This window comes from Nonomuraea sp. C10, from assembly GCF_008017515.1.
In the GTDB taxonomy this organism is placed as follows: Bacteria; Actinomycetota; Actinomycetes; order Streptosporangiales; family Streptosporangiaceae; genus Nonomuraea; species Nonomuraea ferruginea.
Genome location: NZ_VPFF01000001.1, coordinates 4165189 through 4187747 on the forward strand (window position 1 = coordinate 4165189; position 22559 = coordinate 4187747).

Annotated in this window: 21 protein-coding genes and 1 pseudogene; 10 read left to right on the forward strand and 12 right to left on the reverse strand. The window is 72.0% G+C overall.

Annotated elements, in window-relative coordinates; genetic code table 11:
- Positions 1-228 precede the first annotated feature (228 nt).
- From cobM to FR742_RS19125, 3 genes and pseudogenes are all read right to left on the reverse strand, one after another.
- Positions 229-972, reverse strand: coding sequence for a precorrin-4 C(11)-methyltransferase (gene cobM / locus FR742_RS19110; protein ID WP_148032201.1), 744 nt, complete (start codon positions 970-972; stop codon positions 229-231).
- Positions 973-975: 3 nt separating this feature from the next.
- Positions 976-1278, reverse strand: coding sequence for a hypothetical protein (locus FR742_RS19120; protein WP_187281211.1), 303 nt, complete (start codon positions 1276-1278; stop codon positions 976-978).
- Positions 1275-1712, reverse strand: a pseudogene (locus FR742_RS19125) (pyridoxamine 5'-phosphate oxidase family protein). Before FR742_RS19125 ends, FR742_RS19120 begins: the two are co-directional and overlap by 4 nt.
- A 45-nt stretch (positions 1713-1757) precedes the next feature.
- On the opposite strand from FR742_RS19125, the gene FR742_RS19130 reads away from it, so the two are divergent.
- From FR742_RS19130 to FR742_RS19140, 3 genes are all read left to right on the forward strand, one after another.
- Complete coding sequence (locus tag FR742_RS19130; protein WP_261808622.1) at positions 1758-2009, forward strand: hypothetical protein; 252 nt, start codon at positions 1758-1760, stop codon at positions 2007-2009.
- A gap of 144 nt (positions 2010-2153) precedes the next feature.
- The gene (locus tag FR742_RS19135) at positions 2154-2714 is read left to right on the forward strand and encodes a hypothetical protein (RefSeq protein ID WP_148032202.1); all 561 of its coding nucleotides are present in this window, start codon (positions 2154-2156) and stop codon (positions 2712-2714) included.
- A 138-nt stretch (positions 2715-2852) separates the two neighbouring features.
- Complete coding sequence (locus tag FR742_RS19140; protein WP_148032203.1) at positions 2853-4244, forward strand: PepSY domain-containing protein; 1392 nt, start codon at positions 2853-2855, stop codon at positions 4242-4244.
- On the opposite strand, the gene FR742_RS19145 is transcribed toward FR742_RS19140, so the two are convergent.
- From FR742_RS19145 to FR742_RS19155, 3 genes are read right to left on the reverse strand one after another with little or no spacing between them, the layout of a single operon-like run.
- Positions 4241-5365 (reverse strand): DUF917 domain-containing protein, encoded by a 1125-nt coding sequence (locus tag FR742_RS19145; protein WP_148032204.1) that lies wholly within the window; start codon positions 5363-5365, stop codon positions 4241-4243. The genes FR742_RS19140 and FR742_RS19145 overlap by 4 nt on opposite strands.
- Complete coding sequence (locus FR742_RS19150) at positions 5350-6921, reverse strand: hydantoinase/oxoprolinase N-terminal domain-containing protein (protein ID WP_148032205.1); 1572 nt, start codon at positions 6919-6921, stop codon at positions 5350-5352. The genes FR742_RS19145 and FR742_RS19150 overlap by 16 nt, the downstream gene beginning before the upstream one ends.
- Before the next feature lie 29 nt (positions 6922-6950).
- Entirely contained in the window at positions 6951-8282 is a 1332-nt protein-coding gene (locus FR742_RS19155) for a cytosine permease (RefSeq protein ID WP_148032206.1), read from the reverse strand.
- Between the two features lie 506 nt (positions 8283-8788).
- Between FR742_RS19155 and FR742_RS19160 the strand changes: the two genes are divergently transcribed.
- A complete protein-coding gene (locus FR742_RS19160; RefSeq protein ID WP_148032207.1) occupies positions 8789-9946 on the forward strand; it encodes a cytochrome P450 in 1158 nt (385 codons plus the stop codon).
- On the opposite strand, the gene FR742_RS19165 is transcribed toward FR742_RS19160, so the two are convergent.
- Complete coding sequence (locus FR742_RS19165; RefSeq protein WP_148032208.1) at positions 9936-10157, reverse strand: hypothetical protein; 222 nt, start codon at positions 10155-10157, stop codon at positions 9936-9938. The genes FR742_RS19160 and FR742_RS19165 overlap by 11 nt on opposite strands.
- Before the next feature lie 405 nt (positions 10158-10562).
- On the opposite strand from FR742_RS19165, the gene FR742_RS19170 reads away from it, so the two are divergent.
- The 3 genes from FR742_RS19170 (at position 10563) to FR742_RS19180 (ending at position 13730) form a co-directional block, all read left to right on the forward strand.
- On the forward strand, positions 10563-11594 hold the full coding sequence (locus FR742_RS19170) for a TerC/Alx family metal homeostasis membrane protein (protein WP_148032209.1): 1032 nt from the start codon (positions 10563-10565) through the stop codon (positions 11592-11594).
- Between the two features lie 547 nt (positions 11595-12141).
- The gene (locus tag FR742_RS19175) at positions 12142-13011 is read left to right on the forward strand and encodes an alpha/beta fold hydrolase (protein WP_222708978.1); all 870 of its coding nucleotides are present in this window, start codon (positions 12142-12144) and stop codon (positions 13009-13011) included.
- Positions 13012-13346: 335 nt separating this feature from the next.
- Positions 13347-13730 carry an STAS domain-containing protein gene (locus FR742_RS19180; RefSeq protein ID WP_148032211.1) on the forward strand — a complete coding sequence of 128 codons (384 nt, stop codon included), beginning with the start codon at positions 13347-13349 and terminating at the stop codon, positions 13728-13730.
- Positions 13731-13798: 68 nt separating this feature from the next.
- Here FR742_RS19180 and FR742_RS19185 read toward each other — a convergent pair whose 3' ends face one another.
- Genes FR742_RS19185 through FR742_RS19195 form a run of 3 tightly spaced genes read right to left on the reverse strand, consistent with a single transcriptional unit; the run spans position 13799 to position 17567 of the window.
- Positions 13799-14944 (reverse strand): FAD-dependent monooxygenase, encoded by a 1146-nt coding sequence (locus FR742_RS19185; protein ID WP_148032212.1) that lies wholly within the window; start codon positions 14942-14944, stop codon positions 13799-13801.
- Positions 14945-14958: 14 nt separating this feature from the next.
- Positions 14959-15963 carry a reductase gene (locus FR742_RS19190; protein ID WP_148032213.1) on the reverse strand — a complete coding sequence of 335 codons (1005 nt, stop codon included), beginning with the start codon at positions 15961-15963 and terminating at the stop codon, positions 14959-14961.
- Positions 15960-17567, reverse strand: coding sequence for a CocE/NonD family hydrolase (locus FR742_RS19195; RefSeq protein WP_148032214.1), 1608 nt, complete (start codon positions 17565-17567; stop codon positions 15960-15962). Before FR742_RS19195 ends, FR742_RS19190 begins: the two co-directional genes overlap by 4 nt.
- 167 nt (positions 17568-17734) lie before the next feature.
- Here FR742_RS19195 and FR742_RS19200 point away from each other — a divergent pair, with 167 nt between their 5' ends.
- Positions 17735-18193, forward strand: coding sequence for a GbsR/MarR family transcriptional regulator (locus FR742_RS19200; protein WP_148032215.1), 459 nt, complete (start codon positions 17735-17737; stop codon positions 18191-18193).
- A 109-nt stretch (positions 18194-18302) separates the two neighbouring features.
- Here the strand turns inward: FR742_RS19200 and FR742_RS19205 are convergent, their stop codons facing one another.
- Positions 18303-19817, reverse strand: a complete 1515-nt coding sequence (locus FR742_RS19205) for an FAD-dependent monooxygenase (RefSeq protein ID WP_148032216.1) — start codon at positions 19815-19817, stop codon at positions 18303-18305.
- Between the two features lie 101 nt (positions 19818-19918).
- Here FR742_RS19205 and FR742_RS19210 point away from each other — a divergent pair, with 101 nt between their 5' ends.
- Entirely contained in the window at positions 19919-20530 is a 612-nt protein-coding gene (locus tag FR742_RS19210) for a TetR/AcrR family transcriptional regulator (protein ID WP_187281214.1), read from the forward strand.
- A 132-nt stretch (positions 20531-20662) separates the two neighbouring features.
- Here the strand turns inward: FR742_RS19210 and FR742_RS19215 are convergent, their stop codons facing one another.
- Entirely contained in the window at positions 20663-20929 is a 267-nt protein-coding gene (locus tag FR742_RS19215; protein ID WP_148032218.1) for a GlsB/YeaQ/YmgE family stress response membrane protein, read from the reverse strand.
- A 259-nt stretch (positions 20930-21188) separates the two neighbouring features.
- Here FR742_RS19215 and FR742_RS19220 point away from each other — a divergent pair, with 259 nt between their 5' ends.
- Complete coding sequence (locus FR742_RS19220; protein WP_261808623.1) at positions 21189-22547, forward strand: TrkH family potassium uptake protein; 1359 nt, start codon at positions 21189-21191, stop codon at positions 22545-22547.
- The last annotated feature ends 12 nt before the right edge of the window (positions 22548-22559 follow it).

Below are 22559 nucleotides of genomic sequence, written 5' to 3' on the forward strand. Positions count from 1 at the left end.
GCGACCACCTCAAGGGTTGATCAGCGCGCGCTCACCGGGGTGCCGAAGACCTTCGCGGCGTCGAGGTTGCTCAGCAGCGCCGCGCTCTGCTCGTCCCTGGGCAGCATGTCCCAGGCGAAGGCGTAGTAGGCACCCGCGCCACCAGCTCTTCCGGCAGGTCGGGCCGGTGCCCGTGTCCTCTGTCATGGGTCCGCGCCTCCGCCGTGCCGCCCAGGATGAGGATCCGGCTCACGTCCTGGCCCGCTTCGCGCTGTAGAGGTGGCTGTCGGGGAACTCCGACGCCGACAGCACCCGCCCGACGACGATCACCGCCGTGCGGCGGATCCCGGCCTCGTGCACCTGCCCGGCGATGTCCGCCAGCGTCCCGCGCAGGATCACCTCGTCCGCCCTGCTCGCCCGCGCCACCACCGCCACCGGGCAGTCCGGCCCGTACGAGGGCAGCAGCTCCGCCACCACGGCGTCGATCCGCTGCACGGCCAGATGGAGCACCATCGTCGCCCCGCTCGCCCCGAGCGTGGACAGGTCCTCGCCGTCGGGCATCGGCGTCGCCCTGGCCGACGTGCGGGTCAGGATGATCGTCTGGCCGACGCCGGGGACGGTGAGCTCCCTGCCCAGCGCGGCGGCCGCCGCGGCGAAGGCCGGCACCCCCGGCACCACGTCGTACGGCACGTCGAGCGCGTCCAGGCGGCGCATCTGCTCGGCCACGGCGCTGAACACCGACGGATCGCCGGAGTGCAGCCGCGCCACGTCGAGTCCGGCCCGGTGCGCGGCGACCAGCTCCGCGACGATCTCGTCGAGCGTCAGGTCCGCCGTGTTCACCAGCCGCGCGCCGACCGGGCACGAGTCGAGCAGCTCGCGCGGCACCAGCGAGCCCGCGTACAGGCACACCGGCGACGTCTGGAGCCGCCGCAGGCCGCGCAGCGTGATCAGGTCGGCGGCCCCCGGGCCTGCCCCGATGAAGTAGACGGTCACGGCTCATCCTTCCTGATGACCGACCACACGGTCACCGGCATCGCGGCCCGCCATCCGGTGAACCCGCCGACGGGTGAGGCCCGTTGCACCGACAGCCTGACCAGGTCGCCGCCGAGCCGGCCGCTCGGCCCCCGGCAGCGCGGGGAGCAGCGGCGACGGCCAGGCCACCCGCTCAGCCGCGGAGGCGGGGACGAGATCGAGCTGCCTGGGGGCGCCCATGAGCACCTCCGCCGCCTCCACCACGCGCCGCGAGTCGGCGGGCAGTCCGTCCCGGCCGTCCGCGCCGACGCCGACGACGGTGATCACACGTTGCCCAGCACGCGGGTGACCTCGATCTCCAGGACGACCCTGGACGGGTTCGGGCGAGGCGGCTTGTAGCGGGCGGCGTAGCGGCGTTCGGCGTCGGCCACCCGCTCCGGCTCGGTCCGCACCACGGCCCGGCCCTCCAGCGTGGATCAGCGGCGGCCGTCCACCTGGCACAGCGCCACCAGCGCGCCGGCCTCGCCGATGAGCCGGGCCTTGTACGAGGACCCCGAGGTGATCACCCGGGCGGTGGCGGTCTCCAGATCCAGGGTCGCGCCCACCGGCACCACGTGCGGGGGCCCGCCTGGACGCGCGGTGGCGAGCGTGCACAGATGCCGCTCCTGCCAGAACGCGGCGAAACCGTCCCCCTGCTCGACCAGATTCACGACCCTCCTCAGGCGATGGCGACCAACATCGTATATCGACGCTTCTGGCATGGTCCGGTCGCGTTCATCCGCTCACCAGTGCCTACACTCCTACGGGTGAAGCGGCTACGCCGCCTGGCCGCTGAGGGCCCCACCGCCGACGACACGGTCGTCATGCTGGACGCCCACTGCTCCTTCACCGGCCTCGACGACTTCACCGTCTACTGGGGCACGCCCGACGAGATCCTCGTGTCCGGGCCGGTGACCGAAGTGGGCGACCGCATCCGCGAGCTCCGCGCCGAGGCCCGGGCCCGCAAGGGCTGGATCATGGACACGTACCTCCTGCGCCGCACTCCGCCCCAAGACTGAGGACGCGCGTCTCGGCACGGAGTCCTCTCGCCGCGGGTGAAAGGTTCACGGCAGGCGATCCCGCAGCCTGCGGCATCCTCGCCGAGCACCACGCCGGGCGGGTTCCGGTGTGTCGGCGGCGTGCCCCCAGGGAACGATGTGCGGGTGCATGTCGGCCGGCCCTTCCTGCGTGCGACGCGTGCCACGGTGTTCGCCGTGGTCTGCGTGCTGGTGTCGGCCGTCGTGCACGTGCTGGCCGGAGGCGCGGCCGTGCGGCCCGGGTTCCTGGCCGCGGCGGTGGCGCTGACCTGGGGCGGAGCCTACGCCATCGGTGCCCGCCAGCACGGGCGGGGCGCGCTGCTCGCCGCGTGCTTCGCCGCCCAGTACGGCATGCACCACCTGTTCAGCGCCGGCGCCGAGGCGTCCGCCGTCCCCCTCGCCCACGCCCACGGCGGCACCGGGGTGGGCATGGTCCTGGTCCATGTGGCGGTGGCTCTGCTGTCGTCGTGGTGGCTGGAACGCGGCGAGACCGCCCTGGCCATGATCGCGCACCTGGCCGTCACGTCGCTGAGCGTGCTCTGGGCCGGCCTGCTGCTCGCCGTCTCGCCGGTCACCGCACGCCTGCCGCGCCGCCCTCTGGCGCATCACGAGCATGCCCGGCTGCGGCTCCTGCTGGCCTCCAGCCTGCGGCGCCGCGGGCCTCCCCTGCCGGTCGCCGCTCTCTGATCGGGCCGTAGCCCGCTTCACGGTCGTGGCCGGCCGCTGCCGCCACCCCCGTCTCCCTGCCGCGCCGACGCGCGGACGAACACCTCATCTCGCGGCGGCACGCACCTGTCGTGGCGCGCGCCCGTAACGGAGACTCTCGTGACCTCTACCGACACCCGCCCCACCGCCGGCCCCGACCCGTCCCCCAGCCGGGCGTCAGCCTGGACCGCGCTCAAGCCGCTGATCCTTCGCCTGCACTTCTACGCCGGGATCCTCATCGCTCCCTTCCTGCTCGTCGCCGCCTCCACCGGCCTGCTGTACGCCGCCTCCTTCCAGATCGAGCAGGTCGCGCACCGCCACGAGCTGACCGTTCCCGTCGGCGAGCAGCGTCTGCCGCTGACCCAGCAGGTCGCCGCCGCGCAGGCCGCGCGACCTGACGGGAAGGTCACCGCGGTGCGCACCCCGGAAGCGGCGGACGCGAGCACCCGCGTCCTGATGGACGTGCCCGGCCTGCCGGAAAGCACTCAGCTGGCCGTCTTCGTCGATCCGTACACGGGTCAGGTGCGCGGCACCCTGGACAGCTACGGCGGCTCGGGCGCGCTCCCGGTCCGCGCCTGGATCTCCCACCTTCACCGTCACCTGCACCTGGGCGAGCCGGGGCGGCTCTACAGCGAGCTGGCGGCCAGTTGGCTGTGGGTCGTCGCCCTGGGCGGCCTGACGCTCTGGGTCACCAGGCGCCGCGGCGCCCGCCGCCTGCGCGGCCTGCTCGCCCCCGACCGGTCCTTGCCGGGAGCGCGCCGGCGCCTGTCCTGGCACGGCTCCGTCGGCCTGTGGGCGGTGCTGGGCCTGCTCTTCCTGTCGGCGACCGGCCTGACCTGGTCCACGTACGCCGGGGAGAACGTCGGCGAGGTGCGCACCGCGCTCGGCTGGACCACGCCGGCGGTCACCACGTCCTCCGGTGACCACGCCGCCCATACCGGTGAGGGAGTCCACCGGCACGGCGGCCCGGCCGTGAGCGTCGATCAGGTGGCCCGGGCCGGGGCGGGTGAAGGCCTGTCGGGCCCGCTGGAGATCGTGTGGCCCGCCGAGCCGGGCGCACCCTACGTGATCAAGGAGATCGACAAGACGGTTCCGCAGCGCCTCGACCAGGTCGCCGTCGACGCCGGCTCCGGTCAGGTCACCGCCGTGCTGCGCTTCAGCGACTACAACCTCGCCGCCAAGCTCACGCAGTGGGGCATCGACGGGCACATGGGCCTGCTGTTCGGCCTGGCCAACCAGATCGTGCTGATGCTGCTCGCCGCCGGGGCGATCACGCTCATCGTGCTCGGGTACCGGATGTGGTGGCAGCGTCGTCCCACGCGCGGTTTCGGCGAGCCGTACCCGCGCGGCGGCTGGCACCGGCTGGGCTGGGCGGTCCTCGTACCGCTGATCCTCCTCGTCGTGGCTGTGGGCTGGTTCCTGCCTCTGATGGGCCTGTCCCTGCTCGCCTTCCTGGCCGTCGATGTCCTGCTGGGCCTGCGTGCCCGCGCGACCCAGCAGGAAGGCGCCTAGGGTGCTGGGGTCTTCGCGAGGCTTCCGGGCAGGAGGTTCTCCAGCGGGACGTACGGGTCGGTCAGGCCGAAGCCTGCCGGGCCGAAACAGGCCAGCGCGTCAGGCGTACGCATGATCGGCGGCGTGGAGATGGCGAACACGGTCAGCCGCTGGCCGTAGGCGAGCGACTCGGTGGGGACGGGCGCGCCGGTCTCGGTGGCCAGGGTGCAGATCAAGTCGGGGACGATGGCGAGGACGCGACCGTCCCGGCGGGCGACGAGGTGCTCGTTCTGGAAGGTGATCTCCAGGACGTCGCCGGGATCGTCCGCGGCCTGCAGGCGGGCCCTGCCGCGGGCGAAGCCGTCGACGGTGCGGCGCTCGACGTCGACGACCTTGCCGCGGAACAGCACGACGCCCAGGCTGTAGATGGTGCCGGCGAGCATGGCGGTGAGCGCGTCGAAGGGGTCGGCGTGCGCGGCGCGGGCCTCGCGCAGCGTGCGGCCGATGTCGCGGCACAGCGACAGCGTGCCGTGCACGGAGGTGCGGCGGACCTCGGCGGTGTCCATGGGGTAGTCGCTGATGTAGGAGGCGCCGCCCATCTGGATGGTCAGCGCCCTGGCCAGCTGTTCCATGCGCTTGTTGTCGCCGGCGGTGATGACGCAGACATCGCCGTGGTCGGAGGCGATGGCCATGGGCGAGCCGGACACGCCCAGCACGCCGAAGGTCTGCATCTGCAGTTCGGGGAAGGCGCGGCCCATGCCGTCGGCGTCGACCACGGGCAGGCCGAGCTGGGCGCCGAGCATCAGCGGGATCATGCTGTTGAGCCCGCCGCACTCGGTCGGCATGACGGCGTGCGCCCGGCGGCCGAGGTGCTCTTCCAGAGCGCGGAAGGCGGCCACGTTGCCGCCGCCGGAGGGCAGCTTCTCCACGAACACGGTCGGCGCCCCCATCATCGACGACGGCAGCACCAGCGCGTCGTCGGGCAGCTCGTCGGCGCCGATGACGCGCACCCGGCGACCGGCGGCCATCTCCCGCTCCACCAGGAGCCGGCCGATGTACGGGTCGCCGCCGCCTCCTGTGCCCAGCACCGCGGCGCCTTCGGCCAGGTCGTGCAGCCCTTGCGGGGTCAGGTCGTAGCCCACTGCGGATCCTCCTCGGGAGTACGGGCGCGGCCGAGGTCCAGGTCGCCGACGGCGCGCACGATGACACGGACGGCGTTGCCCGGCAGGTAGTTCACATGGATCTCGTCGACGTGGACGATCTCGACGCTGGAGGGCACCGCCCCGGCCGAGACGGCCAGGTCGGTCGCCTCGGCGCGGGCCTGGTCCAGCACGTCGTCGCGGGTGAGCTGGGAGCCGATGAGGAACAGCCGGTCGACCTCGCCGCCGATCTGCCCGATGGCGGCGCCGATGGCGTTGGCGACGCCGTGGTGGCCGGGGATGCGCACCTCGGGCACGCCGGGGAGCTCGGCGGGCATGAGGACAGCGCCGCCGCCGACGATGACGACCGGCAGCGGCTCGGCGCTCAGCCGCATCTGGTCCACCAGTCCGGCCACCCGGTCCGCCATCCAGGCGGCGCCGCGCCGGACGAGCTCACGGTCCAGGCCGCGCACCAGCGAGCGATCGCCGACCTCGGCCAGCCCGGCGGCGACGGCGAGATCCGTGGCGGTCAGGGTACGGCCGCCGAAGACCAGCGCCTGCTCGGTCAGCTGGTAGCCGACCGAGTCGGGGCCGATCCGCAGCTCCGGCCGCCGGGTGACGCGGCTGCCGCCGCCCAGGCCGACGGAGACCACGTCCGGCATGCGGAAGTTGGTGCGCACCCCGGCGATGTCGACGTCGGTGCCGGCCTGGCGGGGGTAGCCGCCGGTCAGCACGCCGACGTCGGTGGTGGTGCCGCCGATGTCGACCACCGCGGCGTCGGCCAGCCCGGCCAGGAACGCGGCGCCGCGCATGCTGTTGGTGGGGCCGCTGGCGAACGTCCTGACCGGGTAGCGGCGGGTGTACTCGGCGTCCATGAGCGTGCCGTCGTTCTGCGACAGGAACAGCGGCGCGCGCACGCCGACGGCGGCCAGGGCGGCGGCGAAGGCGTCGACGATCTCGTCGGCCAGGTCGAGCAGGCAGGCGTTGACGACGGTGGCGTTCTCCCGTTCCAGCATGCGGATGCGGCCGATCTGGTGGGAGAGGCTGACGCGCAGGTGGGGCAGCTCGGCGCGCAGGATGTCGGCGGCGGCCAGTTCGGCCTCGGCGGTGACCGGGGAGAACACGGAGCTGATCGCCACGGTGGTGATGTCGTGGGCGGCCAGGTCGGCGGCGACCCGCTTGAGCTCGTCGGGATCGAGCGGGGAGATGGGCCGGCCGTCGAACTCGTGGCCGCCGTGACACAGACGCACCACCGGGCGGACGGCGTCGACCAGCTCGGCCGGCCAGGCGGAGGTGGGCAGCGCGAGCCGGACCACGCCGGTGCGGGCCAGCCGGCGGCGGGTGACGAGGGCGTTGGTGAAGTGGGTGGTGCCGATCATGACGGCGGAGATCCGGCCGCGATCGAGACGGCTGCCTTCCAGCAGCGTGGACAGCGCCGTGACGACGCCGCCGGTGACGTCGGCCGTGGTGGCTGTCTTGATGCCGGCCACGACGTTCATGTCCTGGTCCAGGAGGACGGCGTCGGTGTGGGTGCCGCCCACGTCGATCCCTATGCGCACAGCCGCGTGCTCCTTCCCGGGGATCCGGGTCATGACGTCGACGGCCGGGCCGCGCCGGTCAGGCCGAGCCTGCCGGCGACCGCGTACAGGACGAAGGCCGCCAGCAGGGCGTTGAGCGCCGGGATGCCCGCGGTGACGAAGTGGCCGATCAGCGCGGCGGCCACCCAGGCGACCAGCGCGGCCGGGATCCACCCGGGCGCGTGGGCGGGCAGCTCTCCGCGCTCGCGCGAGCTGTCGAGGTCGGCGCGCCAGGTGCGCACCGCGAAGTACTCGGCGACCATGATCCCGGCGATGGGCGGGATGGCCACCCCCAGCAGGACCAGGAAGTCCACCAGATGGTCGGCCATGCCGAGGGCGGCCAGCGCGGTGCCGACGATCCCCAGCACCACGGTGACGGCGGCGCGCCCGGCCTTCACCCCGAACGCGGTGTGCAGGGTGTTGGTGACGCCCAGGCTGGCAGCGTACAGGTTCCAGTCGTTGACCTTGGCGGTGGCGGTGATCAGCACGAGCACGCCGACGGTGCCGGAGGTGGTGGTGACGATGGTGACCACGTCGCCGGTGCGCAGCGCGTGCGCGAGCAGGACGCCGACCAGGGCGAGCACGTACTCGCCGAGCGAGATGCCGAGGACGGTCTGCTTGACGACGTCGGCGGCGTTGCGGTTGAAGCGGCACATGTCGGGCGAGATGACGGCGCCGACGATGAACCCGCCGGCGACCAGGGTGGCGCCCTGGGCGAGGCTCATCGCCGGCCCCGCGGGCTGGGAGGCGATCAGCTCCCCGAGCGGCCGTTCGGCGAGCTCCACGCCGATGGCCCAGCCCGCCAGCGCCAGGAAGGCCGGGACGGTGATCCACGCGGTCCAGGCCATCCCGGCGAAGCCGTGCACGACGATCGCGGTGATCGCCAGGCCGCCGGCGATCGCCCAGATCCACGCCGGCGAGCCGCCGAGCAGGGAGGAGACGCCCTGGGCGAGCACGGCGGTCTGCACGCCGAACCAGCCGAGCAGGCTGACCGCGATCACCAGGCCGACCAGGCCGGAACCGTAGCGGCCGAACCCGGCCCAGCGGGCCAGCAGGCTGGTGGACAGGCCCTCGCGCATGCCGGCGATGCCCAGCGCGATCGCGACGACCTCGAGGATGACGGCGCCGAGGGTGACGGCCAGGACGGCCTGCCAGAAGGTCATGCCCATGCCGAGGGTGGCGCCGAGCAGGAACTGCGACAGCGCCGACAGCAGACCGAACCGTTGCACGGCGATGGTGGTCCAGCCGTAGCGGGCGGAGGCGGGGACGCGTTCGAGTGCGTAGTCGTCACGGGCCAGGCCGGTGTCGGCGGGTAAGCCGACGGATGCGGGGGGTTGCGCCATCGTGTGTCCTTCGCAGCAGTGATCTACACCGACAACGCGACGTTAGATAAAGGAGGCGCACACGAGAAGAGGCACGGTATGTGCAGCTTTCAACGGGCCGCTCGGCTGCCGCAACGGGAGCTGTACGCCTGCGCCCAGCACGGTGACACGCCGGGGGTGCTCATGCTGCTCGACGCCGGGATCGCCCCCCGGTTCCGTGACGGCCGACCCGCATGTCGGTGACGCCCCCACCGGTGCTCCTGGTTGTTCAGTCGTGGGACGGCGCGGGGCTGTACAGCCGGATCGTGCGGTGGGCGACGGCAGCCAAGAGATCACCGTCGGGGTGGCCGATCAATCCTACGGCCAGCAACGCCGTCATCGCCGTGATCGCGGTGATTCGGCGCCTGTGGCGGGTTCGTCGGGAGAGCCCGGAATCCCATCGGCTTGACCTTGACGCGACGTCAACATCTTGACTGGCACCAGGCGAGCGAACACCCGCTGCCCGTCGAAGAAAGGCGCCGAAGGCGATGACCCTCCCGTACGACCGCCCTGACCCCTTCACACCCCCTCCCGAGTACGCGGCCATGCGCGAGACCACCCCCATCGCCCAGGTGAAGACCCCCAGCGGCGGCCCCGCCTGGCTCGTCACCTCCTACGACGCCGTCGCCGCCGTCCTGGCGGACCGGAGGTTCGGGCTCACCCCTCCCGGGACCGCGCATCCCGGGAACGACACGCTCTTCCAGGACGGCGAGGCGCACGGGCGGCTGAGGCGGCTGGTGTCGAAGGCGTTCGGGCCGCGCGGGATCGAGGCGCAGCGCCATCGGATCGAGCGGCTCGGGGACGACCACGTGGCCGCGATCGCCCGGGGCGGGCCGCCCGCCGAACTCGTCGCGGACGTGGCCGGGCCCGTGTCCATCGCGGCGATCAGCGAGCTGCTCGGGGTGGAGATCGCCGACCGCGAGCACTTCCAGGCCGTCGCCGGTGCCGCCGGCGGCGTCGACTTCGTCTTCGGCGGCGAGGAGGAGATGGCCCAGGGCGCGCAGGCGTGGGAGAGCCTGTCGGCGTACGCCGCGACCCTGGTCGAGGCGCGGCGCGAGGACCTCGGCGATGACCTGCTCAGCTCCCTGATCACCGTACGGGACGCCGAGGACGGCAGGCTCAGCGACAGCGAGCTCGTCGCCATGACCGCCACCATCGTCTCCGCCGGATACCTGTCGGCCCGCAACGCCATCTCCGCGGCCGTGCTCAGGCTGCTGCGCGAGGGACGCCTGGCCACGGCCTCCGAGCGGCTGGGCGCGACCGTCGAGGAGGTGCTGCGCCTGCAGTCCGGGCAGACAGGCGAGCCCTTCCCCCGCTTCGCCCAGACCGACGTCGAGCTGGCCGGGACCCGGATCCGAGCCGGTGACCTGGTGTTGGTACGCCTCGAGGCCGCACACCGCGATCCCCGGCACTTCGCCGATCCCGACGCCTTCGTACCGGAACGGAGATCGAGCCCGTCACTGGTGTTCGGGCACGGCGTGCACTATTGCCTCGGCGCGCCGCTGGCCCGCCTCGAGGTCGCGGCCGTGATCGGAGCGCTGGCCCGGCAACTGCCCGGGTTGTGCCTGGCGGGCCCGGCCGAGAGCGTCGAGTGGGTCCGCGACGGGGTCGACGCCGGCCCGAAGGCTCTCCATGTCACCTGGTGAAGCGGTGGGGTGCGCGGTGATCCGCAGCCTGAGAGACGTAGCCCCCCGGCCGCTCCGGGCGGTCCTCGACAGGCGGCGTGCGAGAAGAGGCACGGCGGCGAACGGCGGCGCGGGACCGCGGCGGTGGAACCCAGAGCGCAGCGGCAGCCACGAGCGCAGAGAAGATCAGCAGGACGCCCGCCAGGATCTCCAGCAGCACGGTGATCGACATGAGGACTCCTCTTGGGCCTCGCCTGGAGGTGTCGCCACGAGGACGAAGGTCTTCCCGCACCCTCCGCCCCGGCAGCCGCGTCGGCCAGGCTGCGGCCGGAGGGCCATCCCGCCGGGCCTGTCCAGGCGTGCAGACCGTGATGACGACCGGGATGTCCGACGGCGGGGTACTCCCCTTTCTTCCACTATCGGCCCAGCTTGCGGCGCCGGTCAAACGCTTGACGATCACCGCGGGAGCCGCCGAAGTGGAACAGACCGGACCGGTGTGCCTAGCCTGGAAGGGCGAGGGGAGTACTTCCCAAGAGCCGGCCCGGTCAGTACGGGCGTGACTTCGTCCCCGGGCGGCCGCCCGCACGGTCGTGGGCGAAGGAGACCTCGAAAGGCCCGGCCGGTCCGAGGAGGTTCCATGCCCGTCCCCATAGGGCTGATGACGGCTGCCCCTCTGGAATCGATCGGCTCGCCGCAGCTGTGGGCGACCACCGTTGGCGGCCTTGCGCTGCTGCTGGGCGCGGATTTCGTGCTGACCCGGCGCCCGCACGAGGTACGGATGCGTGAGGCGGTCGGCTGGTCGGTCTTCTACCTGACGCTGCCCCTGCTGTTCGGCGTCTACGTGTGGCGCGCGTTCGGGCTGCAGGCCTCGGTGGGCTTCTACACCGGTTACCTGGTGGAGAAGTCGTTGTCGGTGGACAACCTCTTCGTGTTCATGCTGCTGCTGTCGGCCTTCGCGGTGCCTGGTGAACTGGCCCAGCGGGTCCTGCTGTACGGGATCATCGGGGCATTGGCGCTGCGCGCGATCTTCATCGCCCTGGGCGCGGCCGCGCTGGCCAGCGGCACCTGGGCGTTCCTGCTGTTCGGCGTGATCCTGATCATCACCGCAGGGAAGATCCTCAGAGACGCGCTGCGCGGCACTCAGCAGCAGGTCGACATCTCCTCGATGCGCACCATCCATGTGCTGCGGCACTTCATGCCGGTCACCGCCGACTACCGCGGCTCCCGCCTGATGGTCCGCCAGGGCGGCCGGTTGGCCCTGACGCCGCTGGCGCTTGCCATCGTGGCCGTCTTCGCTACCGACATCGTCTTCGCGGTCGACTCGGTGCCCGCGGTTTACGGGGTCACCGAAGACCCGTTCCTCGTCTTCGTCACCAACGCCTTCGCCCTGCTGGGCCTGCGGGCGCTGTACTTCGTGCTGCTGGGCGTGCTGGAGAAGCTGCGGCACCTCAATCACGGGCTCAGCGTCATCCTGGGTTTCATCGGCGTCAAACTCGTCCTGAACTGGGCGCACAGCGTCTGGCCCGCAGTCCCGGACATCCCCACCCTGGTCTCACTCGGCGTCATCGTCGTGGCCCTGACGACCGTCACGATCACGAGCCTGCACGCCAACCGCCGCGCTGCCCACCGTGATGTCCAACGTGTCACCGTCCCGCCGTCGGACGGATGACTCGCGTGGCGCTGGTGACGCTTGTTCTTGGGTTCGCGCCGACCTCGCAACCGGTCGCCTGCATTGGCCGTGGCGGAGGTCGTGGTCGAACGGCCGGCGTCGCAGGCCTGCGCCGGTGATGGCCTCGACGTCGACGATGCTGCGGCCGGTGCCCTGCGGCCTGCGGCCATGTCGCGCATGAGTTCCAGCCGCCGGCGCTGTTCCGGGTCGCCGCCCACCGCTTCGAGTCCTTGCTCCGCCAGCGCGTAGAACTCGCGAACTCGGCCATCTTGACGCGGAACGCGCGGGCGAAGACGTCCTCGGCCAGCCGGTACCGGTCGCGCCGCTCGCCGCGCACCCGGAACCGCTCCACCAGCCCTGCCTGTTCCCCCTCATGGTCCACTTGTTCGGATCAATCTCGTAACTCACAGCATGCTTGTTGCGGGTGGCGTGGATCTTTGCCAGGGTGACATCGTGCCTTGGCCTCACTCACGAGAGGCTCGGGGTTGGTGAGCCGGGAAGCCTGGTCGGCAGATGATCGACCTACCTGCGAGGAAGGGCTCCCCCTGTGGCCTCCCCCACCCTTTACACCTCACCCGCGGGCGAGCGGGAAGTGCGCGACTGGTGCCGTGACCGGCTGCGCTCTTGGACAGTGCGACACCGGCTCGACACCCTGGAGACCAGTTTGGGCACCACGGCGGTCGTCAGCGCCGGCCAGGGCCGCGGCGTGGTGTTGCTGCCGGGCACCAGCTTCTGTGCCGCGACCTCGCTGGAGGTGGCCGAGGCTCTGCTCCCCGGCCACCAGGTGATCATGGTGGACCTGCCGGGCCAGCCGGGCCTGAGCACGGCACGTCGGCCCGGGCGGGGACGCCTGGCCGGCTACGGCCGCTGGGTAGGAGAGATAGTCGACCAGTTGAACAGCGGACCCGTCGTGGTCGTGGGTCACTCGCTGGGAGCGGCGGTAGCCCTGGCGGCGCGCCCGGGGCCGCACATCAGCGGCCTGGTGCTGGTATCCGCGGCCGGTCTGAGCCGGGCCCGCCTGACTCCCGCGCTGATCAGGGTCACGCTGCCCTGGCTGACCGTTCCGACCGTCGAGCGCAGTCAGGCGCTGCTGCGTCACATGAGCGGCCGAGCGCACGAGACGGACGGCTCGGATCACCGGCTGGCGGAGTGGATGACCCTGGTCGCCCGGCACAGTCGCACCAGCTTGGCTCCGTCGCCGCTCCCCGCACCCCTCGTGAGCCGCTGGCGGGGCACCCCGGTGGTGGTGGCCACTGGACAGGAGGATTGTTTCTATCCGCCCGCCCGCCTTCACGGGCCTGCGCTCGCCCTGCTGGATACCAACGTGGTGAATGTGCCGGGCGTGGGTCATCTCGGCCCGCACGAGGACGCGACCCTCCTGCCCGCGCTCCTCGACACCCTGCGAAAGCGCACCTGAGACGCTCGCGGGTCGAGCTTGATGACACCACTGGTCCGATAACGGCATCACTTCTGCCGACTGTAACCGTTTGCTACGCTCACAATTGGTGCGCCGGGAAGCCTGGTCGGCAATTGTTGTCGCCGACCGAAATCAGAGGTCCTCGATATGCGCGCACGGGATTGGTTCATCCCCTTCCCCGGGATCCCTGTGGATGCTCTGCCGCCGGCGGCGGCCCATCCGAGCAGGCTCCACCCGCCCGTATCGCCATCAGGAAGCCGCGGTGTCGTCCGGTGTTCCGCCGGGCCCTCACAGGACGTTTCGCGTCCGCCGGGCGGCCGACGCGAGGATTCGGCATGAACGACAGCGCGCTCATCGTGGGCGTCTCCGAAGAGCACGGCGTGCTCGTCGTCAGGCTCGCCGGAGACTTGAGCTGGGACAACATGACCAGATGGCGATCGTGGCTGGACACGCACCTGGCAACCGACGCGAAGATGCCGGTGCTGATCGATCTGTCGGCTCTGGCCTTCCTCGACTCCTCCGGGCTTGCCAGCCTGATCACAGCCCACCAACGCCTGCAGCGAGCAGGTGTGGCCATGGCCTTCCTGCATCCCGGCGCACCGGTCACACGATGGCTGCGCATCACTGGCCTGGAAGCTCACCTGCCGATCTTCGACACCATGGACGCGGCGATACCGGCCGTCAGTTCACCGCCTCCGCCGGCTTGGCCCCGGCCTTGAGACGAGCGGTCTCACGCGAACGCCGGCCGCAAGCGGTGTGATCTTCCGTTGGCCAGATGGACCGCTGGTCAGCCTTCGATGAAGCGGCGGATCATGTAGCGGCGGACCAGGGGCAGGGAGGCCAGCCGCAGGGGCAGCAAGCTCAGCCACAGCAGGAGCGGGCTGGTGGGGGCGTAGACGCCTTTGACGCGGCGGCCGAGTTTCTGCTTGCGCTCGGCTTCGGGCCGGATGGCGGCCTCCCACGCGGCCAGCGCGGCGGGGACGTCGCCGGGGTGGGCCGCCAGTTCGGTGCCGAGGCGGTCGGCGCCGCCGACGGCCAGGGAGGAGCCGTATCCGGCGAACAGGGTGACGCACCAGGCGGCGTCGCCGAGCAGGACCACCCGGCCCTTGCTCCAGGACGGCGCGACGACCTGGCTGATGGTGTCGAAGTAGACCGACTCGGCCCGCTGAAGTCCGGCCAGGGCTTCGGGGATGACCCAGCCGAGGTCGCCGTAGACGCGCCGCAGTTCGGTGGTCACGTCCTCGCCGGGGCGGGCGTGGTCGGCGCGGTAGCCGAAGAAGGCGACGTTGCGGCCGTCGGGGATGCTGATGACCGCGGCGGTGCGGCCGCCGGAGGACAGGGTGCCGGTGGCGCCGGTGGCGATGGAGGCGGGGCGCTTGTCGAGCATGTAGACGGCGACCTTGTGCTCCAAATCGAGCAGGAAGTCCTCTTCCGGGCCGAACAGCAGGGCGCGGGTGGCCGAGTGCAGGCCGTCGGCGCCGATCAGCAGATCGCCTTCCTCCTCGGTGCCGTCGGTCAAGGTCACGCGTACGGTGTGCTCGTCCTGGTCGACGGCGGTGAGGGTGGCGCCGAAGCGGATTTCGGCGCGGCCCTCGACCTTCTCGTACAGGACGGCTTCGAGGTCGCCGCGCAGGATGGTGATCGAGCGGCGGCCGGTGGTGGCGGCGATGGTGGCACGGTCGAGGGAGAAGCGGCGGTCGCCGTTCGGCTTGTGGTAGACGAGTTCGTCGGTGATGAAGCCCTTGCCGAGCAGGCCGGGCAGGATGCCCATGCGTTCGGCGGCGTCGTAGCCGATGCCGCCGAAGGTGACGGCGTAGCCTCCGCCGCGGCGGGCGGGGGCGCGTTCGACGATGAGGGTGTCCCAGCCGATCTGGTGCAGGCGCAGGGCGGTGGCCAGGCCGGCGATGCCGGCTCCGATGATGATGGCGCGCATGAAAGGTTGCTTCCTCAGGAGGCGAGATGGTCGAGTAGCCGCTGTTCGGCGGTGGCGTCCAGCCAGGTGTCGGGAGAAGGGGCGTCCGCGCGGGGTGCCGGATCGCCTTCGGCCCGCAGCCAGGCCCAGGTGTCGGCGAGGGTCTCGCGCAGCGGGCGGGTGGTGAGGCCTTCGGCCAGGGCAGCGCTGACGTCGGCGTCGTGCATGCCGCTCGGCACGCTGCCGTCGGGCAGCCGTAGCCCGAACTCCATGCCGAGCGGCAGGCGGTGCCGCAGGAGCAGGTCCGGCTCCGCCCACACGAGCTCGGTGTCGAACCCGGTGACGTCCAGGGCCGTGGTGAGCAGGTCGCCGAGGGTGATCGCGCCTGGCGGGCCGGTGGTGGTGAAGGCGCCGCTCAGGCCGCGTTCGGCGGACTGGAGCAGCCAGATGGCCAGGTCCCGGACGTCGATGTACTGCAGGGGCGTCTGGGCGGGGGCGGGCGCGAGGACCTTGCCGCCCTTCTCCAGGCGGCGCAGCCACCACGGGATGCGGCCGACGTCCTCGTACGGGCCGAGGATCATCCCGGCTCTGGCCAGCAGCGCCGTCTCGGGGAAGGATTCGAGGACGGCGAGCTCGCCGCCGCGCTTGGCCGCGGCGTAGTCGGCATCGTCGGTGCCGGCGGGGTCGCCGTCGACCAGGGGCGCCTGCTCGTCGGCGCCCGCGGGCCAGGGCCAGCGGTGCACGCCGCGACTGGAGACGTAGCCGTAGTGCCCTGCCCTGCCGGACAGCAGGCGGGCGGTGTCGCGCACCACTCTGGGCGCCCAGGCCCAGGTGTCGATGACCGCGTCCCACTCCTGGCCGCCCAGCGCCCGCCGGACAGCCTCGGGGTCGGTGCGGTCGGCGAGCAGCGCCCGCACGCCGGGCGCGGGGTCACGGCTGAGGCCGCGGTTGAGCGTGCTCACATCGTCACCGCGCTCCAGTGCCGTCTCCACGACGGCGCGGCCCACGTGGTGGGTGCCGCCGAGAACAAGCAGTTTCATGACGCTCCTGGGGTGAGGGGCAGGAAAAGGGCTGATGGGCGCAGGTGGTCGTGGAAGATCTCGTGCTCGGACGCGCGCAGGCCCGTCCCGGTCGCGAGCGGCTCGCCGGTGCCGGGGTTCCGGCCGAAGCGCGGGTGTGCGCCGCTGGAGACCTGCAGCCGGATGCGATGGCCGCGCTGGAACCGGTGGGCCATCGGCCACAGGGTGACCTCGACCGTGCGGATGTCGCCCGGCTCGCGCAGGCGCACGATCCCGTCGCACACGTTCATCGACCGGCCGCGCTCGTCCACGTCACACAGGCGGGCGAAGTAGTCGACGTTCGGATTGGCCGAGCGCGCGTGCAACCGCACGCGGACCGGGCCGACCGCCTCGACGTGGTCGGGCAGGGGCGCGGTCGTGAAGGTCAGCACGTCGGCTCTGGCCTCGACGGCGCGGTTGTCCTGCGTCCCGACCGACATGCCCGCCTGCGTGCCGCCGACGGTCGGGGTCGGGTCGGCGGGGTCGTAGCGGTAGCGGCTGGGTGCGGCCTGACCTTCGTGCGGGGTACGGCTGAGACCGCCGGCTGGATGCAGGAACCAGGGGGTCGGCTCGTGCGGGGGCGGCCACGCGGCCAGGTCGCGCCAGTGGTCCGCCCCGGTGACGAACAGGCGTACACCGGTGGGCGCCTGCCGTCCGAGCAGCACGGCGTCCAGCGAGGCCAGCGCGTCGGCCAGCCCCTGGCGCGTGTAGAGCCCGCGGCCGTGCCCCCATGGGCCGACCAGGAGCCGCACCTGGCGTCCGGCGGCCACCAGGGCGGCGTAGTCCGCAAGCATCCCCGGCAGGAAGCAGTCGTGCCAGCCGCCCTGCAAGTGCACCACCGGCGGCATGCGCGGGGTGTTGGCGCGGTGGTCGGTGCTCGCCCAGTACTCCTGGCTCGCCTCGTGCCAGACCCAGTCCCGGAACCATGGCACGGGGTGACCGGTCAGGGCCTGGTCGGCCTCCTGCAACGGGAGGGCGAGTGTGGCCCTCGACAGCCGCCGGGCGGCGCCCACCATGCCGGCCATCTGGCGGGCGATGCCGCCGGTGAACATCCGCTCCACCAGCTGCACCCAGCCCAGCGCGTTCCCGGTCGCGAAGGCCCCGCCGGGGTACATGAAGCCTTCGGCCAACGACGACGGCGCGTCCTGGATGAGCGCGATCTTCCACTCCGGGATGTCGCGGGCGGCCAGTTCCCACTGCGTGAAGCCGAGGTAGCTGGCGCCCCAGGTGGCCAGTTCGCCGCCGAACCACGGCTGGGCGCGCAGCCAGCTCAGTGTGCCGTCGCCGTCGGCCGGGTCGATGACGAAGCCGTCGAAGCGTCCGCCGGATCCGGCCGTGCCGCGCAGGCTCTGGAACAGCACCTGGTAGCCGCGCTCGGCCAGCAGCGCAGGAAGCCGGTCCAGGACGTTGCCGCGGCCGTACGGGCCGCGCAGCAGCACCAAGGGAGCCTGGCGCTGACCGGCCGGGTAGTAGTGCGTGGCGAGCAGTCGCACACCGTCGGCGGCCGGGATCTCCACGTTCCGCCGCACCCGCACCCGGTGACGCAGGGTGGGCCGCACGCCGTACACACGACTGAGCAGGGTCATAGCCGGTCAACTCCCTATCGACGTGGAACTGGATGTCACATCGCCGACCAGGCTTCCCGGCACACCATCGAACCTCCCGCGGAGGCCGATGCCAACACTATACCGACTTTTCAGAAATTTCTGAAGACATGGCGTGTTCGATATCCTGCTTCCGCAAGGAGGCACACGTGAACGACAGGCATGAGCAGTGGCAGGCGGCCGAACGGCTGGCCCTGACCCTGATCGAAGGCGGGATGCAACGCATGTCCGCGCGCACCCTCGCGGTCTTCCTGTTCACCGACCAGGAAAGCGTCACCGCCGGCGAGATCGCCGACCGGCTGGAGGCCAGCGCGGGCTCGGTCTCCGGCGCGATCAAATCCCTGCTGACGGTCGGCCTGATCGAACGCCTGCCCGCGCCGGGCAGCCGCCGCGAGCACTACCGGCTCCGCGACGACGCCTGGGCCACCCTGTTCACCAGCCAGAACACCGTCATTCAGGCCATGATGCAGGCCGCGGCCGCCGGGATCGCCGCCACCGAAGGCGGCAACCCCGCCCATCAGCGCCTGACCCAGATGCGCGACTTCTACGCGTTCCTGCTCGGCGAGCTCCCCGCCCTGCTGCACCGCTGGCACCAGCAGAGCGCCTGACCCAAGCCCGCCGGCCGGCGCGAGCGCCCAGCCTCGGCCTGCCGCCGGGAACGCCTCGCCACGATCCGCGACAACCGCGCGATGTCTTCGGCGGCACCACGGCGACGACCTATGGCTCGGGGTGTATCGACGCGCGCCGCAGCCAGCGTCCGAGGCCGTCCGAGCCGGGACGGCCGCGCCAGGCCAGGTGGGCGTCCGGGCGCACCAGCCACACCTCGTCATCGCGCCAGCCGTCCGGCGTGAGAGTGACGACGCGGTCACCCAGCGAGTCGCTCACCTGCGGCTCGCAGAGCCGCGCGCCCGGGCCGGTGGCCAGCAGAGCCCAGCGCCCGCCCAGCTCGGCGTGCAGCCGCGTGCCGGCGCACGCGAGATCCGCGACCCGGTCACCCGGCCGCGGCCGGCGTCCCAGCCGCGATCCGCGACCGGCCAGCGGGCCGCGACGGTAGGTCACCCCGAGCTGGGAGGCGGCCATGGTTCCCCGGCGCTGCACCGCCGGCCGGTTGAACAGGGGCACCAGCACCCACCTGATCAGCAGACGCAGCAGCGGGCTGTCGCCGATCTGCAACCGGGCGGTCGCGCTGGTGGAGCGGAGCACCTCGGCGGCGAGCGGGCGGCGCTCGGCCTGGTAGGTGTCCAGCAGCCGGTGGCCGGCGCGGCCGTGGACGACCAGCGCGAGCTTCCAGGCGAGGTTCTCGGCGTCGCCCATCCCGGTGACCATGCCCTGGCCGCCCATCGGGCTGTGGATGTGGGCCGCGTCACCGGCCAGCAGGACGCGCCCTTGCCGGTAGCCGGTCGCCAGCCGCCGGTGGACGCGGAACATCGAGGCCCAGACGAGGTCCTTGAGCTGTTCACCCGCGAGCCCCGCGCGCTCGCCCACGACGCGCCGGAACGCCTCCAGGATCTCGGCCTCGTCCAGTTTCTCGTCGGTGGCGCCCGGCAGGTAGGCCATCAGCCGCCACAGGTCGTCGCCCGTGCCGCCGGGCGAGGGCATCGGCATGACGAACAGCGGCCCGTCGGGATGAGCCCAGCCGTGCCCGCCCTCGCGGCCGAGGCCGAAGCCGGCGTGACCGTCGGCCAGCAGCCACTGGTCGGTCAGGGGCGCGCCGGGAAATCCGATGCCGGCCAGCTTGCGTACCGTGCTGTGCGCGCCGTCGCAGCCGGCCAGCCAGCTCGCGCGTACGGTCCGCCCGCCGCCGAGCACGGCCGTGACGCCGTCCCCGTCCTGGCGTGCGTCGACCAGTCCGGTCCCCCATTCCACGCCGCCGCCCAGCTCGGCGAACCTGCGGCGGAGCGCGGCCTCGATCTCGGTCTGGGGCAGCACCAGCGCGGGCCGGGGAGTGCCGAGGATCGGGTCGCCGAAGCGGATCCGCATCACCGGCCGGCCCCCGATGTAGGTGGTGAGCACCAGCCCCTGGGCCGAGCGTTCGGGTAGGTCACCGAGCGCGCCCAGCCGGTCGAGCACCTCGACGCCCCTGGCGTGCAGGAGGTTGGCCCGCGACGTGGTGGCCGGCCCCGCCGCCTGGTCCACCACGCGCACCCGCACGCCGTGCAGTAGCAGGCCGCAGGCCAGCGCCAGCCCGGCCGGCCCGGCGCCGACGACCAGGACATCCGTGGATTCGTTCATGACATCTCCCTTAGAACGGAACGATTCCGTTCCGGCCCTTCCACGGTACGGCCCGCCTACAATGGAACGCAACCGTTCCGTCTCATGGGAGAATGTCGCGCATGTCCGACTCCAGCCGCAGGCCCGCCGGCGCGGCCGTCCTGCGCCAAGAGGTCACCGGCGCGATCATCGAGGCCGCCCTGGCCGAGCTGACCGACCACGGATACGCCCGCATGTCCATGGACGCCGTCGCCCGCCGGGCCGGCGTCGGCAAGGCGGCCATCTACCGGCGCTGGTCTTCCAAGGAGCCCCTGGTGCTGGACCTTCTCACCGAACTCGCCGACCAGGCCGTGCCCCTTCCCGACACGGGCACCCTGTACGAGGACGTCGCCGGCTTCGTCCGCCACACCTCGGCGCTGCGCGCCGACGACCGCGCCATGCGGATCCTCACCGACCTGACCGCCGAGGCGACCCGCAACCCGCGACTGGCGACGGCCATGCACACCACGGCCGAGCTGCCCCGCCGCGCCGCCGCCACGGAGCTGCTGCAGCGCGCCGTCGACCGCGGCGAGCTGCCCGCCGACCTCGACCTCGACCTGGCCACCGACTGCCTGATCGGCCTGGCCTACCTGCGCCCGCGGACGCCGTGGCAGCCCTCGGAGCCGCTGGATCCCGGTGTCCTGGCGCGGCTGGTGGAGGTCATCCTGGCCGCGCTGACCGCCTGCCGCGGCTGAGCCGGCCACGGGTCGAGCGGGCCGGCATCATGGCCGCGCCCGTACAGGCCGGTCGAAGAAGCTCCGCGCACGACGGCGGTTGACGAGGCAACGCATGCGCGATCGCCGAACGCGGCGGAGAGCCTGCTGCGATCATCGCACCTCTCGCCGGCGCCTTGAGCCGACGATGGCCTCCGCGGTGCCCACCAAGGCCACCGCGGCGATCACAGCCACGACGAAACCGAGCACATTGAGCTCGAAGATGTCGCCGGTGCCGAGCAGGCTGGCCACGGTGCCGCCGATCAACGAGCCCACCAGGCCCAGCAGCAGGGTCGCCAGCAGGCCGAGGTTCTGCTTGCCCGGCTTGATGAGCCGCGCGAGAGCGCCGATGATGAGCCCTGCGACAATGAAGCCGATCATGAAGGTCCTTCCTGCACCGCTTGTCGGGGAGCGGCGATGTGGGGATTCCGTTGGTCGGTATGCCCCTGGCGTCCGGAACCGAACCCGATCGCCGCCATAGAGGCCAGGTACACAGCGACACGACGAACGCGGGCCGAGCCTTCCTCAGCGTTCGACGTGATTCCGCTGTTCTCAAGGTGAAGTCTGGAGCGGTGAACGTGATGACCATGAAACGGGAGAGGAAATCCGGGACGGTCCACTACCTGCGCCGGGAAACGTCGTGAGGCGCGGCGGACCGGTCGCGGCTCTGCTGGGCCGGTTCCAGCACCCGGCACAGGTGATCACGACTGGTTTCGCGGCCGCGGTGCTCGTCGGCACCGTACTGTTGTCCTCTCCCCTGGCCAGCGCCTCGGCGGAACCCACCGACTGGATCACTGCGCTGTTCACCGCGACCTCGGCGGTGTGCGTGACCGGCCTGGTGATCGTCGACACGGGCGGACATTGGTCGGCGTTCGGCGAGGCGGTGATCGCCCTGCTGATCCAGGTGGGCGGTCTGGGCATCATGACCCTGGCCACCGTGTTCACCCTGCTGATCTCCGGGCGGCTGGGGCTGCGCGCCCGGCTGTTCGCCCAGGCCGAGACCAAGTCACTCACCGCCGGCGATCTGCGGCGCATCGTGCGCAACGTGGTGCTGTTCAGCCTGTTCAGTGAGGCGGTCGTCGCCGTCATCCTCACCTTGCGGTTTCTTCTCGGGTACGGCGAGCCGTTCGGCCGGGCGCTCTACCTGGGCGTCTTCCACGCCGTGTCGGCCTTCAACAACGCCGGATTCGCACTGTGGCCGGACAGTCTGACCCGGTTCGCCGCCGATCCGTGGATCTGCCTGACCATCGCCGCCGCGGTCGTCGTGGGCGGGCTCGGCTTCCCGGTGCTGTTCGAGCTGCGCCGCTCGTGGCGGCACCCCGGCCGGTGGTCGCTTCTGACCCGCATCACCGTCGGCATGACCGTCATCCTGCTCCTGATCGGCACCCTGGTCTTCCTGGCCGCCGAGTGGAGCAACCCCAGGACGCTGGGGGCGTTGAGCGATGACGACAAGGTGCTGGCCGGCTTCTTCACCGCCGTGATGCCTCGTACCGCCGGCTTCAACAGCCTCGACATCGCTTCCATGACCCCCTCCAGCTTGCTGGTCACCGACGTGCTGATGTTCATCGGCGGAGGCACCGCCGGCACGGCCGGCGGCATCAAGGTCACCACCTTCGGCGTGCTGGCGTTCGTCGTCTGGGCCGAGATGCGCGGCGAGCCGCGGGTCACCATCGGCCACCGGCAGCTGACGTCGGCCACGCAACGCCAGGCGATCACCATCGCCGCGATGAGCATGGGCCTGGTCGCCATGTCCACCTACGTGCTGCTCGTGCTCACCCCGCACACCCTGGATCAGGTGCTGTTCGAGGTCGTCTCCGCGTTCGGCACGGTCGGGCTGTCCACCGGCATCACCGCTGCCGTCACACCCGCCGGGCACCTGCTGCTGACCGTGCTCATGTTCGTCGGCCGCATCGGCCCGGTGACGCTCGGCTCCGCGCTGGCGCTGAAGGAACGCACACGCCGCTACGAACTGCCGGAGGAAAAGATGATCATCGGCTGACTAGATCGGCCC

Coding starts and splice junctions, on each gene's coding strand:
- FR742_RS19205 (WP_148032216.1), bottom strand. CDS start 19,817: ATGAACGAATCCACGGATGTCCTGGTCGTCGGCGCCGGGCCGGCCGGG.
- FR742_RS19210 (WP_187281214.1), top strand. CDS start 19,919: ATGTCCGACTCCAGCCGCAGGCCCGCCGGCGCGGCCGTCCTGCGCCAA.
- FR742_RS19180 (WP_148032211.1), top strand. CDS start 13,347: ATGAACGACAGCGCGCTCATCGTGGGCGTCTCCGAAGAGCACGGCGTG.
- FR742_RS19170 (WP_148032209.1), top strand. CDS start 10,563: ATGCCCGTCCCCATAGGGCTGATGACGGCTGCCCCTCTGGAATCGATC.
- FR742_RS19215 (WP_148032218.1), bottom strand. CDS start 20,929: ATGATCGGCTTCATTGTCGCAGGGCTCATCATCGGCGCTCTCGCGCGG.
- FR742_RS19190 (WP_148032213.1), bottom strand. CDS start 15,963: ATGAAACTGCTTGTTCTCGGCGGCACCCACCACGTGGGCCGCGCCGTC.
- FR742_RS19155 (WP_148032206.1), bottom strand. CDS start 8,282: ATGGCGCAACCCCCCGCATCCGTCGGCTTACCCGCCGACACCGGCCTG.
- FR742_RS19160 (WP_148032207.1), top strand. CDS start 8,789: ATGACCCTCCCGTACGACCGCCCTGACCCCTTCACACCCCCTCCCGAG.
- FR742_RS19185 (WP_148032212.1), bottom strand. CDS start 14,944: ATGCGCGCCATCATCATCGGAGCCGGCATCGCCGGCCTGGCCACCGCC.
- FR742_RS19195 (WP_148032214.1), bottom strand. CDS start 17,567: ATGACCCTGCTCAGTCGTGTGTACGGCGTGCGGCCCACCCTGCGTCAC.
- FR742_RS19165 (WP_148032208.1), bottom strand. CDS start 10,157: ATGTCGATCACCGTGCTGCTGGAGATCCTGGCGGGCGTCCTGCTGATC.